This is a genomic window from Microbacterium sp. GCM10027623, from assembly GCF_042666935.1.
Lineage (GTDB): Bacteria > Actinomycetota > Actinomycetes > Actinomycetales > Microbacteriaceae > Microbacterium.
Genome location: NZ_JBHTHE010000003.1, coordinates 128,004 through 142,927, shown reverse-complemented (window position 1 = coordinate 142,927; position 14,924 = coordinate 128,004). Strand labels below are relative to the sequence as shown.

The window sequence follows — 14,924 nt, the reverse complement described above, 5'->3', positions numbered from 1 at the left end:
CCGCAGGCCGCGACGGATCGGCGCCGCCGGCGACGGAGATACCGCGGTCAGCGGCGGCGCAGTATCCGCGCCGCCCAGATCGCCAGGTCGGCGACGGCATCGATCGCGAGGAGGATGCCGAGGCCACGGCCGAGCCCCGACCTGCTGCGTCCGAGGGCGAGGCCGGCGCCGAGCTCCGCCGCGCTGAGCGCGACCCCGAGCACAGGGCGCTTGCCCAGCAGGCGCGCGAAGCGTGCCGCGGGACGATCACGGCGGGTCAGCGGCGTGGCCTCGACGAGTCCTCCCAGCACGATGCCGCCGATCGTGGGCCCCCAGCCGCGGGCGGAAAGACGCTGTCCGGCGCCGCGCTCATCGAGCCCGGCGCGGATCAGCGCCGCGGGAACGCCGAATGCCGCGACGAAAGCGCACAGTCGCGCGCCTTCACCGACGACACCGCCCAGGCTCTCCGGGATGCAGGCGCTGTGCGCCGCGGCGACGTCCAGGGCATCCGTCATGCCGAGCGAGGTCAGCTCGTCACCGATGCCATCCGCCTCCACGAGCATCCGCCGATACAACTCGACCGTCTCCGGCACGGCGATCGCATCGATGTCCAGTACGGGACGGGTAAGCCGCTCGGCGTTCGGCCAGAACATCCCCGTCGCTCCGCGTGGTGACGTCACCTCGATCCACGCGTCGCCGTGCGGGGGAACGTTGACTTCGATGACGGGTCCATCCGCGCGCCCCCCAGAGATCGCGCCGTGCGCGCGATCGGTGCGGTAGCGGTACGCGGACCACGTCCCGTCCTCGAGGTAGTCGACGTCGGTCTCCAGCAGCTGCGCGGTGAGCCGCGCGGCCCAGACGCCGCGCCGGGAGAACTCGGCGACGCGCACCGGCTCGGGAGCGAACAGATCGTCCTCGAGATCGTCGGCATCCGCCGGCATCCCGAACCCGGCGAGATCGTCCGGTTCTTCGGTCGGTTCGTCGAGTTGCTCGAACGCCTCTCCGTACTGCTCCTCCAGCTCCGCGTCGACGTCATCCAGGTCGCCCTCCGCGTACCCGAGGTGCAGAGTCAGCCCCTCGGCCCGGAACAGCGCGCCGAGTGCCGCGGCAGTCAGATCGAAGCGCAGCAGCCCCTCGGAATCCAGTGCCACGACGTCGCCGCTCTCGGTGACCGGGATGAGCACCACGGTCGCCTCGCCGTCGAAGCCCCGCACGGCCGCCAGCACGCGCTCAGCCGCCAGGATGCGCTCCGCGGCGGCCGTGGGATCGGCGCCGTCGCCCGAATCGACCGAGGCGTAGGTGACGTGGAAGGCGATCTGCTCTGCTGACACCCTCCGAGGCTACCCGGCAGGTGGTGTGAGCATCCCCTGCATGAAAGCAGGATCGCCGAACATGGGCACCGAGATGCACAGCGAGACGACGAACATCGTCACCACGAAACCGACCAACGGCAGCCACCACGACGAGCGTCCCCGGCGGATCCTGCGCACCGAGAGCCACGCCGTCGCCGCGTAGCCGACCACCATCACCACCAGGGCGATCGCGCCCCAGGTCTTCGCCGCCGCGAAGTTCGAGAAGGACCCCTCCATGCCGAGCATCTTCAGGGTCTGATCCAGCGTGGTCGACAGATCCAGGAACCCCGGGATCGAGGTGAGCACGTTGACCAGTCCGATGCCGAGCAGCATGGCGGTGATCATGCGCCCCGCGCGGGTGCCGGCGGACGGGGTGCGGACGACGGGCTGCGGACCCGAAGGCACGGGCGCGGCAGCCGCAGGCCCCTGCTCCACGGGCGGCAGCCCTGCGCGCACCCGCTGCTCCTCCGGCGATGCGTACTCGCCGTACTGCGGCCGATCGACACTCATGGCGTCCACGCTACCCGCCGCGCCTTGGTCGCCGCCGTGAAGCCGTGGCGTGACGACCGTGGTGAAGCCGTGGCGCGCCGACCGCGGGCCGGCGCGCTCAGCGCGTGCGGCCGCCCAGCGCGCGCTCGTCGCGCTTGCCCGCGGAATCCTGACGCAGCTCCTTCGGGAGCGAGAACATCAGGTCCTCCTCGGCGGTGCGCACCTCTTCGACGTCGCGGTAGCCGGCCTCGTCGAGCGCGTCGAGCACCTCGCGCACGAGCACCTCGGGCACGGATGCCCCGCTGGTGACGCCCACGGTTTTCACGCCGTCGAGCCAGGACTGCTGCACTTCATCGGCGTAGTCCACGCGGTAGGCGGCCTTGGCACCGTACTCGAGCGCCACCTCGACCAGGCGCACGCTGTTCGACGAGTTCGCCGACCCGACGACGATCACCAGATCCGCGTCCTTCGCGACCTTCTTGATCGCGACCTGACGGTTCTGGGTGGCGTAGCAGATGTCATCCGACGGCGGATTCTGCAGCTCGGGGAAGCGCGCGCGAAGCCGGTGGACGGTCTCCATGGTCTCGTCGACCGAGAGCGTGGTCTGCGAGAGCCAGACGACCTTGGAGGGGTCGTTCACCTGCACGGTGTCGGCCTCGGCGGGTGAGTTGACGATGGTGACCCGCTCCGGAGCATGGCCGGCGGTGCCCTCGACCTCTTCGTGGCCGTCGTGCCCGATCAGGAGGATCTCGTAGTCGTCGCGCGCGAAGCGCACGGCCTCACGGTGCACCTTGGTGACGAGGGGGCAGGTCGCGTCGATCGCGTGCAGCTCACGGTCGGATGCCGCCTGCACGACCGCAGGCGAGACGCCGTGGGCGCTGAAGACGATGTGGGCGCCCTCGGGCACTTCGTCGACCTCGTCGACGAAGATCGCACCCTTCTGCTCGAGCTCGGTGACGACGTGGATGTTGTGCACGATCTGCTTGCGCACGTAGACCGGCGAGCCGTACCTCTCGAGCGCCTTCTCGACGGCGACGACGGCACGATCGACCCCGGCGCAATAACCACGCGGTGCGGCCAGCAGCACCCGCTTCGCACCGTCGACGGGACGGTTCTCCAGAGGCGTGCGCTGGGCGGCGCGACGACGGCTGGGAACCTGCGGGACAGGAAGCGAGATGTTCAGGGCGGCCACGCCTCGAGTCTACCGAGCCTGCCTGACGAAGGGCCTGGGAGCCGGTCCCGTCGCATCGCCACCGCGGGCAGGGCCCTTCCTGTCGGCGGCATCCGGGACAATGGGGGGATGACCGCGTTCGAAGCCGCAGCGATCCCCGGCGAACCGCCTCCCGCCGATTCGGTGGCGCCACGCGACTCGACAGCGGCCGCTCCGACCTCGGTCGCTCGCCTGAACGGCACGATCCGCGACTTCATCGCGCGCTGGAACACCGTGTGGGTCGAGGGCGAGATCACCTCGTGGAACGTGCGCGCCGGAAACGTGTTCGCGCGTCTGAAGGACGTCCGCAGCGACGCGCAGATCTCCATCCGGGTGTGGTCGAGCGTACGACCGCGGATCCCGGGCGACCTCGCCGTCGGCGACCATGTCGTCGCTGCGGTGAAGGCCGACTACTTCGTCAAGGGCGGGGATTTCAGCTTCATCGTCTCGGCGATGAAGCACGTCGGCCTGGGCGACCAGCTGGAGAAGCTCGAGAAGCTGCGCGCTCAGCTGCGCAGAGAGGGGCTGTTCGACGCGAGCCGAAAGAAGCCCCTCCCCTTCCTGCCGCACGTGATCGGGCTGATCACCGGAGAGAGATCGGATGCCGAGAAGGACGTGCTGCGCAACGCCGAGCTGCGCTGGCCGCACGTGCGCTTCCGCATCGAGCACGCGGCGGTGCAAGGCGAGCGCTGCGTCCCCGAGACGCTGGCGGCGCTGCGCCGGCTGGACGCCGACCCCGAAGTCGACGTGATCGTCATCGCCCGCGGCGGCGGGGACCCCCAGACCCTCCTCGGCTTCAGCGACGAACGGCTCGTGCGGGCCGTGGCCGCCGCATTCACGCCCGTCGTGAGCGCGATCGGCCATGAGAACGACCACCCGCTGCTCGACGATGTCGCCGACCTCCGCGCCTCCACCCCCACCGATGCCGCCAAGCGCGTGGTGCCGGACGTCGGCGAGCAGCGTGCGGTCATCGCGCAGTTGCGCGCCCGCGCGACCGGACGGCTCACGCAGCGCCTCTCGCACGACATCATGCAGCTCGAGCAGCTGCGCTCGCGCCCCGTGCTGCGCTCACCCGATCCGATCATCGACGATCGTGCGCAGGAGGTCTGGCTGCTGGCCTCGCGCGGCCGTGACACCCTCACCCGCAGACTGGACGCCGCTCAGCGCACCACCTCCGAGCTGCGGGCATCGCTGCGTGCACTCTCGCCTGCCGCGACCCTGGCGCGGGGGTACGCGATCGTCCACCTCGACGACGGCCGATTGCTGGCCGACGCCGCCGACGCCCCCGCCGGGACCGCGCTGACGGTGACCGTCGATCGAGGATCGGTCCGCGCCCGCTCCGAGGGCCAGGTCCCCGAGGGTGCGTAGTCGCAGCGCCGCGGGCCACGCCCGCGAAGCGCGCCGCGTCGCGCCGCACCCCCGCCGCCGCTCCGGGAGAATTGCCTTGCAGGTCGAGACGGATGCTGCCAACGCAATCCTCAGCGCGCAGAGCAATTCTCGCGGGGGGGGGGGGGCGGCTGACCGCTCCGCGGCGGGAATGCGCGCTCAGGACGCGCCGGTAGGATGGGGGGCGTGACTGCGTCCAACGATTCCCCCGTCGAATCGCTGTCGTTCGAGGCCGCTCGCGACGAGCTCGTGCGGGTGGTCGCCGAACTCGAACAGGGTTCCCCCACGCTGGAGCACTCCCTCGCACTGTGGGAGCGCGGCGAAGCCCTCGCCGCGCGCTGCGAGGAATGGCTGCTGGGCGCGAAGCGCCGCCTCGACGCGGCTCGCGATGCAGCATCCGGCAAGGACGAGGCATGAGCAGGCAGAACCGCATCGTCGCCGAGCTCGGCCGGCCCGAGACCCCTCAGGAGACCGCCGACCGCAAGGCCGAAGCCAGCCGGATCTACCGGTCGAGCCAGAGCTTCCGCAACCTCATCGCGGCGCTGATCGTCACCGTGGCGGTGGTCGCCGTCATCGTCTTCGCCGTGCCCCGCGGCGAGCCGACCGCACGCCCCGTGATCGACGCGGCGAAGATCGCCTCCGATGTGGAGTCGACCATGGGCCGCGCTGTCGTCGTTCCCGTCATCGACGAGGACTGGCGCGTGAACGCCGCAGGGCTCGAGGGCGGCGCCGTGATGGTGTGGAACGTCACGCTGGCGCCGTCCGGCGAACGCGAGCGCGGATTCGTCAACTTCGCACAGGCCTTCGACGCCGACGTCACCTGGGCGCCGAAGGAGACCGGCGGCATGGCACCGAACGGCACGACGGAGATCGACGGGCTGAACTGGGACGTCTTCGATCTCGGCGAGCGGGGCACCGCGAACGTGACCTACGCGCTCGGCACCCAGGCCGGCCCCGACTATGTGCTGCTCTACGGCTCACGCTCCGCAGACTCCACCAAGGAACTTGCTGAATCCCTGACCGAACAGCTGCGCGACTTGAAGGAGGCCGAATGACGACGACGCTCACACCCGCCGAAGCATGGCAGGAGATGACCGACGGCAACGCGCGTTTCGTCGCCGGCACCCCGGAGCACCCCCACCAGGACACCGCCCGACGTGCGGAACTGGCCAACGGACAGCATCCGATCGCCGCGTTCCTCGGCTGCTCCGACTCGCGCGTCGCCGCCGAGACGCTGTTCGATGTCGGACTCGGCGACCTGTTCACGATCCGCAATGCCGGACACATGGTCACCGAGTCGGCCGTGGCCAGCATCGAGTTCGCCGTGGGCCTGCTGGATGTTCCCCTGCTGATCGTGCTCGCCCACGACTCCTGCGGAGCGGTCGCCGCGGCCGTGCAGGGAACCGCCATCGACGCCGAGCCGCTGCCGCAGAGCATCTGGAAGCTCATCGCCCCCATCGTGCCCGCCGCCCGCCGCGTGCTGCGTGAGAGCGGCGGCACCTCGGTCGCCGACATCGACCCCGAACAGGTCGGCCGCGAGCACCTGCGCAACACCATCACCGGGCTCATGGAGTCGTCGGAGATGATCAGCACCGCCGTCGCAGAGGGTCGCCTCGCCATCGTCGGCGCCAAGTACCGCCTGACCGACGGCACGGCCGTTCCGGTCGCCCAGGTCGGCCTCCCCGACACCGACATCCCCTCTCTCGCAAAGGAGCAGAAGTGACCGACACACCCCAGCGCAGCGGCGACACCGAGCAGGAGTACCGCATCGAGCACGACACCATGGGTGAAGTGCGTGTACCCGTGAACGCGCTGTACAGCGCTCAGACCCAGCGTGCGGTGGAGAACTTCCCGATCTCGGGCATGGGCCTCGAGTCCACGCAGATCGCCGCGCTCGCCCGCATCAAGAAGGCGGCGGCGCTCGCGAACAAGGACCTCGGCACTCTCGACGGCGACATCGCCGACGCGATCGCCCAGGCCGCCGACCAGGTCGTCACCGGCAAGCACGACGGGGAATTCCCCATCGACGTGTACCAGACCGGTTCGGGCACCTCGTCGAACATGAACATGAACGAGGTGCTGGCGAACCTGGCATCCGGCATCCTCGGCTCGGCCGTGCACCCGAACGACCACGTCAACGCCTCGCAGTCGTCGAACGACGTGTTCCCGACCTCCGTGCACGTCGCGGTCACCCAGGCGCTGATCGATGACCTCATCCCCGCGCTCGACCACCTCGCCGTGGCCTTCGAGACCAAGGCTGAGGAATGGAAGAGCGTGGTCAAGTCGGGTCGCACGCACCTGATGGACGCCACCCCGGTCACCCTGGGCCAGGAGTTCGGCGGATACGCCCGCCAGATGCGCCTCGGCATCGAGCGCGTGCAGGCTGCGCTCCCGCGCGTGGCAGAGGTGCCGCTGGGCGGCACGGCCGTGGGCACCGGCATCAACACGCCGCTCGGCTTCCCGCAGAAGGTCATCGCGCTGCTCGCCGCGGAGACCGAACTGCCGATCACCGAGGCGAAGGACCACTTCGAGGCTCAGGCCAACCGGGATGGTCTGGTCGAGGCATCCGGCGCTCTGCGCACCATCGCCGTGTCGCTGACGAAGATCAACAACGACCTGCGCTGGATGGGCTCGGGCCCGAACACCGGTCTCGCCGAGATCCACCTGCCCGACCTGCAGCCCGGTTCGTCGATCATGCCGGGCAAGGTCAATCCGGTCATCCCCGAAGCCGTGCTGATGGTGTGCGCGCGTGTGATCGGCAACGACGCCACGATCGCCTGGGGCGGAGCATCCGGCGCGTTCGAGTTGAACGTCGCCATCCCGGTGATGGGCACCGCGCTCCTGGAGTCGATCCGCCTGCTCGTCAACGCGACGCGCGTGCTGGCCGACAAGACCGTCGACGGCCTGGTGGCCAACGTCGAGCGCGCGGCGGCGCTGGCCGGCATGAGCCCGTCGACCGTCACCCCGCTGAACAAGCTCATCGGCTACGAGGCGGCGGCGAAGATCGCCAAGCACGCGGTCGCCAAGGGCATCACCGTGCGCGACGCCGTGGTCGACCTCGGCTATGTCGAGCGTGGGGAGATCACCGAGGCACAGCTGGACGAGAAGCTCGATCTGCTGAGCATGACCCACGCGGGCTGACACCCTCGAACCCCGGCCCCGATCTGCTGAGGCCGTCCCGATCTGCTGACCTTTCGTGAGGAAGAGTCAGCAGATCGGGACACGCTCCGCGGATCGGGGCCTTCTCGCCCCCGGACACAACCGGCCGGATGCTCCTGCACGACTCCGGGTTGGACCGAGTTGTGCACAGAACGCGTCTTCGAGCCCATCCGGATGCTGCTGCGCGGGCCAGGCTGTACGGCATGCTCTCCGCATCCGACACGATCCGACGCCTCGGCGGCGTCGCCCGTGGCACGCATCTGCAGACGATCGGCTTCACCCGAAGGGCACTGTCGCGGTGCGTGCGGCGCGGCGAGATCCACCGCATCCGCGACGGGGTTTTCGCTGTACCGCCGGTGCACGAGGACGTCTGGTCGGCCACAGCGCACGGCGGCGCTCTGACCTGCGCGAGCGTGCTGCGGATGTCGGGGGTGTGGGTCCTCGAGTCGCCCGAAGCGCCGCACGTCTGGCTCGGTCCTGGCCACCATGCGCATGCTCACGCGGGCTGCCGGTGCATCTCGCACTTCTACCGCGGCATTCCACCCCTCGGACGCGCGAGCCTCGAGACAGCTCTGCTGCACTACCGCCGTTGCGCCGGGGACGAGGCATTCTTCGCGGCGTTCGAGTCCGCCTGGCGGAAACGACTGCTGTCGAAGGCCGCACGGTCCCGCGTGCGGGCCGCACTTCCGGCATCCGCTCGCTGGCTGGTGGATCTCGCACGATCGGATGCGGACAGCGGCCTCGAATCGCTCCTCCGTCTGAGGCTGCACGTCCTCGGCATCCGTCTGGATTGCCAGGTACCGATCACCGGCGTCGGCCGAGTCGACTTCGTCGTGGGCGGCCGCCTCATCCTGGAAGCCGATGGCAAGCAGAACCACGACGGTGACCGCATGATGCACAAGGATCGGGTACGGGATGCGGCGGCATCCGCCCGCGGGTACGAGACGCTGCACTTCGACTATGCGCAGATCATCCACGATTGGCCGACCGTGCAGGCCGCCATCCTCGCTGCGCTGCACCGACTGGCCACTCGCGTCTGACCCGTTCCGCGGACCGGGTCCCGATCTGCTGACCTTCTCAAGGAATTCGTCAGCAGATCGGGGCACCCTCCGCAAATCGGGTCCGGGTCAGCTGAGCTCCCCGCCTTCCAGGAGCTCGGTGACGAGCGCCGCGATGGCGGAGCGCTCCGAGCGGGTGAGGGTGACGTGGCCGAACAGGTCGTGCCCCTTCAGCGTCTCGATCACGCTGGCGATGCCGTCGTGGCGGCCCACCCGCAGGTTGTCGCGCTGACCGACGTCGTGGGTGAGCACGACCCGGGAGTTCTGGCCCATCCGGCTCAGCACCGTCAGCAGGACGTTGCGCTCCAGCGACTGCGCCTCGTCGACGATCACGAAGGCGTCGTGCAGCGAGCGGCCGCGGATGTGGGTGAGCGGCAGCACCTCCAGCATCCCGCGCTCCACGACCTCCTCCAGCACGTTGCCGGAGACGACCGAGCCGAGCGTATCGAACACGGCCTGACCCCAGGGTCCCATCTTCTCGCCCTGGTCCCCCGGCAGGTAGCCGAGCTCCTGCCCGCCGACGGCGAACAGCGGCCGGAAGACGATGATCTTCTTCTGCTGCTGCCGCTCCAGCACCGCCTCGAGCCCCGCGCAGAGGGCGAGCGCCGACTTGCCGGTGCCGGCCCGGCCGCCGAGCGAGACGATGCCGACCTCCGGGTCGAGCAGCAGGTCGATGGCGATGCGCTGCTCGGCCGACCGACCGTGCAGTCCGAACACCTCGCGGTCGCCGCGCACCAGGCGGTACTCGCCGTCGCCGGTCACCCTCGCCAGGGCGGAGCCGCGCTCGGAGTGCACGACGAGCCCGGTGTTCACCGGAATGCCGATCACCTGCTCGCTGACGCCGACCTCGCTCTCGTAGAGATCGCTCATCTCGTCTCCGGACAGGTCGAGCGCGGCGATGCCCGTCCAGCCTGAGTCGATCGCCTGCTCGGCCAGATACTCCTCGGCTTCCAGTCCCAGGGAGGCGGCCTTGACCCGCATGGGCAGATCCTTCGAGACGATCGTCACCTGCTGACCATCCTGCGCGAGCTGCGCGGCGGTGGCGAGAATGCGACTGTCGTTGTCGCTGAGCCGGATGCCGGCGGGCAGGATCGACAGGTCGGCCGCACCGAGTTCCACCCGCAGCGTGCCGCCGTCGCCCACCTCGACGGGGAAGTCGAGTCGGCCGTGCTCGACGCGCAGATCGTCGAGGTGGCGCAGCGCGCGGCGCGCGAAATACCCCAGCTCGGGATCATGGCGCTTGGCCTCGAGCTCCGAGATGACCACGACCGGCAGCACTATCGAATGCTCCGCGAATCGGAAGAGTGCCTGCGGATCGCTGAGCAGCACGGAGGTGTCGAGCACATATGTGCGAAGAGCCGTGTCATCGTGTGACACGGCTCCGGTACCTGCTGCCCTGCGGGTGGACTGCTGCTGCGCTGAACGTGTGGTCACGATCCACTCCTACCCGGGAGAATCCCGGCTCTGCAGCGAGTCGACCAGGGGCCACGAGTCGCGTTCCGAAGGTCGACTCGATCGGGCGCGGTGCCCGATGCCTTGAAGGTAAGCCAGCGGAGGCGCGACGCCCGGGAGGGACACGCGGGGGCATCGGCTCAATCGCTTGCGAACGGATGGTGAACGGATGCCGCGAGCGCATCGTCCAGCATCCGCAGCGTCTCGGCGCCGGTGCCCGCATGCGCGGCGATGCGCACCGCACCGGCGCGCACGGTCACCGCCAGTCCGACCTCGGACAGGATGCGTCCGAGTCTTTCCGGGTCGTCGGGCACCAGCGAGACGATCCCCGCCCGCTGCCGGGGATCCGCGGGCGTGACCGTGCGGATGCCGTGACGCTCGACCGTCGCGAGGATCTCGTCCACGTTGACCCTCACCCGTTCGCTGATCCCGCCGACGCCCGCGCGGCGCAGCTCGTCGGCCGCGACCGCCAGTCGGACGGCGGCGAGGTGATCGGGCACGCTCGTCGTGAAGGCACCGGCGCCGGCGGTGGGCGCGGGCACCCCACCGCTGAAGGGATCGTCGGTGTCGATGCCGGTGATGCCGCTGAGCGCGGGGCGTATCCGCTCCCGGGCGCGATCCGAGAACCTGGCGAAGGCGGTGCCTCGACCAGCCCGCAGCCACTTGTAGCCGTGCCCCGCGACGACATCCGCGGCGCGCCAGTCCTCGGCGACCACGCCGAAGGACTGCACGGCGTCGACGATGAGCAGCCGGTCGGGACCGACCAGCTCTCGCAGTGCGGCCAGGTCGGCACGGTATCCGGTGCGGTAGTCGACGTGGCTGACCGCGACCGCCGTGACGCCGTCGTCGAGCGCGTGCGCGACCGCATCCGCGGTGACCCGGCCGTCGGCGGGCGCGATCCAACGCGGCGCGAGGGCACCGCGCGACGCATCGGCGGCGCGCTGGAGGGTGAGGCTGATGCTGGGGAACTCCCCGATGGCGGCGACGACCGTCCCCGAGAGACCGTACAGAGCGTGCTGCAGGACGTGGGTCGATGCGGGTCCCAGAACGACCTCGGCGCGATCCGCTGCCAGCAGATCGGCGAGCGCTGCCGTGGCGTCGCCCGTCCTCGCCGTGACGACCTCGCGGTCGGCGGCGCTGTATCGGCCGAGCGCCTCGACGGCCTCGTGCATCGACGCACGAACCGCAGGCGAGAGCGGACCGTACGCCGCCCAGTTCAGATAGCCGGTCTCACCGGCGAACGACGCGATGTACTCATCCAGTGCGCTCACCCGAACAACCTCCTCCGTCACCGTCCGAAGCGGCGATCCCGATCGGCGTAGTCGCGGATGGCGCGCAGGAAGTCGACCTCGCGCAGGTCGGGTCCGAGAGCCTCCACGAAGTAGAACTCGCTGTGCGCGCTCTGCCACAGGAGGAAATCGCTCAGCCGCTGCTCGCCGCTGGTGCGGATGACCAGGTCGGGATCCGGCTGGCCGCCCGTGTACAGGTGCTCGCCGATCATCTCCGGCGTCAGCCGGGCGGCGAGGTCGTCGAGAGTGCCGCCGGACGCGTTGTGCTGGCCGATGATGCTGCGCACCGCATCGACGATCTCATTGCGGCCCCCGTAGCCGACGGCGAGGTTGACGTGCAGTCCGGTGTGGGCGCGCGTGCGCTCCTGCGCGTCGTGGAGCACGTGCGAGAGCTCCGGCGGCAGGATGTCGGCGCGACCGACGTGCTGCACGCGCCAGCTGCCGTGCTGCGCGAGCGTGTCGGCGAGCTCGGCGATGATCTCGATCAGATCGCCGATCTCCTTCGAATCGCGCTTGTGCAGGTTGTCCGCCGAGAGCAGGTACAGCGACACGACGCCCACCCCGAGTTCATCGCACCAGCCCAGGAACTCACGCATCTTCGCGGCCCCGGCACGGTGCCCGTCAGCGGCCGACTCGTATCCGAGCTGCCGGGCCCAGCGACGGTTGCCGTCGATCATCATCGCGACGTGGTGCGGTACGGACGCGGGGTCGATCCGACGCCGAAGTCGGTTCCCGTAGAGCCGGTAGAGGGGCCCCCGTCCCGTGCTCTCTCGTGCGCTCACGTGCCTACGCTACCGCCACCGACCGGAGGAGCAGCTGACCGCGCGGCGTATGTACTGCCACCGGAATGCTCGCCAGCCTAGAGTGAGCGGGTGAGCACGGAACCCGATCTGCCCCAGTTGCCCCTGCTCGACGCCGCAGCGGCTGATCCCGTCGAGATCAGGCCCACCTGGCGCGGGTGGATCCACGCGGGCACCTTCCCCGTCGCGATCGTCGTGGGCATCGCGCTCATCATCCTCGCGCAGGGCGCACCCGCGAAGTGGGCGGCCGCGGTCTTCATGGCCTCGTCGCTGCTGCTGTTCGGCAACTCCGCGCTGTATCACCGGTTCGACTGGGGCCCCCGCGTGAAGGCCGTTCTCAAGCGGATCGACCACGCCAACATCCTGCTGCTGATCGCCGGGACCTACACCCCGCTCGCCGTGCTCGCCCTGGAGCCGTCGAAGGGCACGCTGCTGCTCTACCTGGTGTGGTCGGGGGCGCTGCTCGGCATCCTGTTCCGCGTCTTCTGGATCGGCGCCCCGCGATGGCTGTACGTCGCGCTGTACCTGGTGCTGGGCTGGGCTGCCGTGATGTACATGGTGGATCTGGCGCGTGCGAACGTGGCGATGACGATCCTGGTGTGCGTCGGCGGAGTCCTCTACACGGTCGGCGCCGTCATCTATGCGATGAAGAAGCCCAACCCCTGGCCGGGGCGGTTCGGCTTCCATGAGATCTTCCACGTGTGCACCGTGCTCGCGTTCCTGTGCCACTGGACGGCGTGCCTGCTCATCTCGCTCGAGCCGTACTCCCCCTCGCTCGGCCTGCCCGGCTGACTTCCTGTGCATCGAGGGCGACGGCGCGTGGCATCCTGACATCTGACGATCAGGAGGATCCCATGGCCGAAGTAGAGAGCTTCACCCTCGACCACACCGCCGTCCTGGCGCCCTACGTGCGCCTGATCGGGGTCGAGCGCGGCCCGAAGGGCGACGCGATCTCGAACTTCGACGTGCGGTTCGTGCAGCCGAACGAGGGCGAGATCCCGACTGCCGGGCTGCACACCATCGAGCACACGCTCGCCAGCGTGCTGCGCGACCACATCGACGGGGTCATCGACATCTCGCCGTTCGGATGCCGTACCGGCTTCCACCTGATCATGTGGGGCGAGCCGGCTGTCGCCGACGTGGTCGCCGCCGTGCGTGCCGGACTGGAGTTCATCGCCGGCCCGGCCGAGTGGAGCGATGTTCCCGGCGTGTCGGCGGTGGAGTGCGGCAACTACCGCGACCACAGTCTGCACAGCGCCAAGGAGTGGTCGAAGCGGATCCTCGAGCAGGGCATCAGCCTGGACGCCTTCGCCCGCGTCGGCGTCTGACGTCGAGGTCCTGCGGGCCGGCCGCGCGGTGGCCGTCCGCCTAAGCGCGGTCCCGCGGGTCGGGGCCGGCATCGTCGGAGCCGGAGCCGGAGCCGGAGCCGGAGCCGGAGTCGGAGGCAGCGGCGGACCCGGCCTGTGCGGCTGCCTGCTCGGCATCCAGCTGCTCGCGCACCTCTTCGCGATAGCGGACGCGGCGGATGCGACGGTTCATGTCCCAGATGAGCAGCACGACGACGGCCACGAGGAAGACCATGAGCGCGAAGCCGGCGAATCCCGGGGTCACCGAGTCCGGATCCACCGTCATGGTCGGCGTCGGCATCGGAGTCGTGTCGCCGAACAGGATCATGAGTCCGCCTTTCCTCCACAGGTCGCATAACCTGGGAGTACCAGCCTATCCGCCGACAGAGACCCGGGAGACCCGTGACAACCCCACGCGAACTCGATGAGCGCTACGGTCGCACGGCCCCTCGCCGACTGCCGTGGATCATCGGCGGGATCATCACGGTCGCGATCATCGTCGCGTTCGGATGGATGACCGTCGCCAGGGGCATGAACGCCGTGGACGCCGCCGACATCGGCTTCACGGTGACCGATGCGCACAGCGTGGACCTGCGCTTCCAGTACACCGCTCCGGCCGGATCGGACGTCGTCTGCGTCGTGCAGGCGCTGGACGAGGAGTTCGGGATCGTGGGCTGGAAGGTGCTCGAACTGCCCGCCGTCGAGCAGCACACCAGGGCTGTGGACGTGCGCATCCCGACCGTCGCCGCGGCGACAACGGGTTTGGTGAAGAGCTGCTGGGTCGTTTAGACTCGTGCGCAGATGACCGACGCCCCGGCCCATGCCGGGGCGTCTTGGCATATCCCCGGGGAGTGCAGACGATGCTCCCCCGCATCCCAGCCCCTGAAGGGGCCCGCATCGAAGGAGCACGCTGTGTCCACAGACGCTCAGGTACCGTTCCTCACGCAGGAGGCCTACGACCGCCTCGCCGAGGAGCTCGAGCACCTCTCGACCGTCGGCCGTGACGAGATCGCCGCACGCATCGAAGCTGCGCGCGAAGAGGGCGACCTCAAGGAGAACGGCGGCTACCACGCGGCCAAGGATGAGCAGGGCAAACAGGAGGCGCGCATCCGCACCCTCCAGCAGCTACTGAAGACGGCCAAGGTGGGCGAGGCTCCGACCAGCCGCGGAATCGTCGAGCCGGGCACGGTCGTGACGGCCCTCGTCGCCGGCGACGAGGAGGTCTTCCTGCTCGGGAGCCGCGAGATCGCCGCTGGCGGAGATCTCGACGTGTACAGCGAGGCGAGCCCGCTCGGACAGGCCATCCTCGGCCTGAAGGTCGGCGACAAGGCCAGCTACGAGGCCCCGAACGGACGCTCGATCGCCGTCGAGGTCACCGGCGTGGAGACCTACACCGGCTGATCC

The 14,924-nt window shown here is 69.7% G+C and carries 17 protein-coding genes; 10 read left to right on the top strand and 7 right to left on the bottom strand.

Annotation, left to right across the window (positions count from 1 at the left end):
* Positions 1–47: 47 nt before the first annotated feature.
* From ACFQY2_RS13075 to ACFQY2_RS13065, 3 genes are all read right to left on the bottom strand, one after another.
* Positions 48–1,310, bottom strand: a complete 1,263-nt coding sequence (locus ACFQY2_RS13075) for a hypothetical protein (protein ID WP_378746311.1) — start codon at positions 1,308–1,310, stop codon at positions 48–50.
* Between the two features lie 9 nt (positions 1,311–1,319).
* Positions 1,320–1,841, bottom strand: a complete 522-nt coding sequence (locus tag ACFQY2_RS13070; RefSeq protein ID WP_378746310.1) for a DUF6264 family protein — start codon at positions 1,839–1,841, stop codon at positions 1,320–1,322.
* 97 nt (positions 1,842–1,938) lie between these two features.
* Entirely contained in the window at positions 1,939–2,940 is a 1,002-nt protein-coding gene (locus ACFQY2_RS13065; RefSeq protein ID WP_378746789.1) for a 4-hydroxy-3-methylbut-2-enyl diphosphate reductase, read from the bottom strand.
* Positions 2,941–3,120: 180 nt separating this feature from the next.
* Between ACFQY2_RS13065 and xseA the strand changes: the two genes are divergently transcribed.
* The 6 genes from xseA to ACFQY2_RS13035 all read left to right on the top strand — a co-directional run bounded on the left by xseA (position 3,121) and on the right by ACFQY2_RS13035 (position 8,615).
* Complete coding sequence (gene xseA, locus ACFQY2_RS13060; protein WP_378746308.1) at positions 3,121–4,398, top strand: exodeoxyribonuclease VII large subunit; 1,278 nt, start codon at positions 3,121–3,123, stop codon at positions 4,396–4,398.
* 204 nt (positions 4,399–4,602) lie between these two features.
* Complete coding sequence (locus tag ACFQY2_RS13055) at positions 4,603–4,833, top strand: exodeoxyribonuclease VII small subunit (RefSeq protein WP_378746307.1); 231 nt, start codon at positions 4,603–4,605, stop codon at positions 4,831–4,833.
* Complete coding sequence (locus ACFQY2_RS13050; RefSeq protein ID WP_378746306.1) at positions 4,830–5,471, top strand: DUF4245 family protein; 642 nt, start codon at positions 4,830–4,832, stop codon at positions 5,469–5,471. Before ACFQY2_RS13055 ends, ACFQY2_RS13050 begins: the two co-directional genes overlap by 4 nt.
* On the top strand, positions 5,468–6,139 hold the full coding sequence (locus ACFQY2_RS13045; RefSeq protein WP_378746304.1) for a carbonic anhydrase: 672 nt from the start codon (positions 5,468–5,470) through the stop codon (positions 6,137–6,139). The genes ACFQY2_RS13050 and ACFQY2_RS13045 overlap by 4 nt, the downstream gene beginning before the upstream one ends.
* The gene (locus ACFQY2_RS13040) at positions 6,136–7,557 is read left to right on the top strand and encodes a class II fumarate hydratase (protein ID WP_378746303.1); all 1,422 of its coding nucleotides are present in this window, start codon (positions 6,136–6,138) and stop codon (positions 7,555–7,557) included. The genes ACFQY2_RS13045 and ACFQY2_RS13040 overlap by 4 nt, the downstream gene beginning before the upstream one ends.
* Before the next feature lie 221 nt (positions 7,558–7,778).
* On the top strand, positions 7,779–8,615 hold the full coding sequence (locus ACFQY2_RS13035; RefSeq protein ID WP_378746302.1) for a DUF559 domain-containing protein: 837 nt from the start codon (positions 7,779–7,781) through the stop codon (positions 8,613–8,615).
* 87 nt (positions 8,616–8,702) lie between these two features.
* On the opposite strand, the gene ACFQY2_RS13030 is transcribed toward ACFQY2_RS13035, so the two are convergent.
* The 3 genes from ACFQY2_RS13030 to ACFQY2_RS13020 form a co-directional block, all read right to left on the bottom strand.
* A complete protein-coding gene (locus ACFQY2_RS13030; RefSeq protein ID WP_378746787.1) occupies positions 8,703–10,010 on the bottom strand; it encodes a PhoH family protein in 1,308 nt (435 codons plus the stop codon).
* Positions 10,011–10,225: 215 nt separating this feature from the next.
* Positions 10,226–11,356, bottom strand: a complete 1,131-nt coding sequence (locus ACFQY2_RS13025) for an aminotransferase class V-fold PLP-dependent enzyme (RefSeq protein ID WP_378746300.1) — start codon at positions 11,354–11,356, stop codon at positions 10,226–10,228.
* A gap of 17 nt (positions 11,357–11,373) precedes the next feature.
* Entirely contained in the window at positions 11,374–12,156 is a 783-nt protein-coding gene (locus tag ACFQY2_RS13020; RefSeq protein WP_378746299.1) for an isoprenyl transferase, read from the bottom strand.
* A 108-nt stretch (positions 12,157–12,264) separates the two neighbouring features.
* On the opposite strand from ACFQY2_RS13020, the gene ACFQY2_RS13015 reads away from it, so the two are divergent.
* Both ACFQY2_RS13015 and ACFQY2_RS13010 read left to right on the top strand, forming a co-directional pair.
* Positions 12,265–12,966, top strand: coding sequence for a hemolysin III family protein (locus ACFQY2_RS13015; protein WP_378746786.1), 702 nt, complete (start codon positions 12,265–12,267; stop codon positions 12,964–12,966).
* Between the two features lie 62 nt (positions 12,967–13,028).
* Complete coding sequence (locus ACFQY2_RS13010; RefSeq protein ID WP_378746298.1) at positions 13,029–13,502, top strand: S-ribosylhomocysteine lyase; 474 nt, start codon at positions 13,029–13,031, stop codon at positions 13,500–13,502.
* A 40-nt stretch (positions 13,503–13,542) separates the two neighbouring features.
* Here the strand turns inward: ACFQY2_RS13010 and ACFQY2_RS13005 are convergent, their stop codons facing one another.
* A complete protein-coding gene (locus tag ACFQY2_RS13005; protein ID WP_378746296.1) occupies positions 13,543–13,848 on the bottom strand; it encodes a hypothetical protein in 306 nt (101 codons plus the stop codon).
* 74 nt (positions 13,849–13,922) lie between these two features.
* Between ACFQY2_RS13005 and ACFQY2_RS13000 the strand changes: the two genes are divergently transcribed.
* Both ACFQY2_RS13000 and greA read left to right on the top strand, forming a co-directional pair.
* Positions 13,923–14,309, top strand: coding sequence for a DUF4307 domain-containing protein (locus tag ACFQY2_RS13000; RefSeq protein ID WP_378746295.1), 387 nt, complete (start codon positions 13,923–13,925; stop codon positions 14,307–14,309).
* Positions 14,310–14,432: 123 nt separating this feature from the next.
* Complete coding sequence (greA, locus tag ACFQY2_RS12995) at positions 14,433–14,921, top strand: transcription elongation factor GreA (RefSeq protein ID WP_378746294.1); 489 nt, start codon at positions 14,433–14,435, stop codon at positions 14,919–14,921.
* Positions 14,922–14,924 lie beyond the last annotated feature (3 nt).

Coding starts and splice junctions, on each gene's coding strand:
- ACFQY2_RS13050 (WP_378746306.1), top strand. CDS start 4,830: ATGAGCAGGCAGAACCGCATCGTCGCCGAGCTCGGCCGGCCCGAGACC.
- ACFQY2_RS13035 (WP_378746302.1), top strand. CDS start 7,779: ATGCTCTCCGCATCCGACACGATCCGACGCCTCGGCGGCGTCGCCCGT.
- ACFQY2_RS13010 (WP_378746298.1), top strand. CDS start 13,029: ATGGCCGAAGTAGAGAGCTTCACCCTCGACCACACCGCCGTCCTGGCG.
- ACFQY2_RS13005 (WP_378746296.1), bottom strand. CDS start 13,848: ATGATCCTGTTCGGCGACACGACTCCGATGCCGACGCCGACCATGACG.
- ACFQY2_RS13070 (WP_378746310.1), bottom strand. CDS start 1,841: ATGAGTGTCGATCGGCCGCAGTACGGCGAGTACGCATCGCCGGAGGAG.
- ACFQY2_RS13045 (WP_378746304.1), top strand. CDS start 5,468: ATGACGACGACGCTCACACCCGCCGAAGCATGGCAGGAGATGACCGAC.
- xseA (WP_378746308.1), top strand. CDS start 3,121: ATGACCGCGTTCGAAGCCGCAGCGATCCCCGGCGAACCGCCTCCCGCC.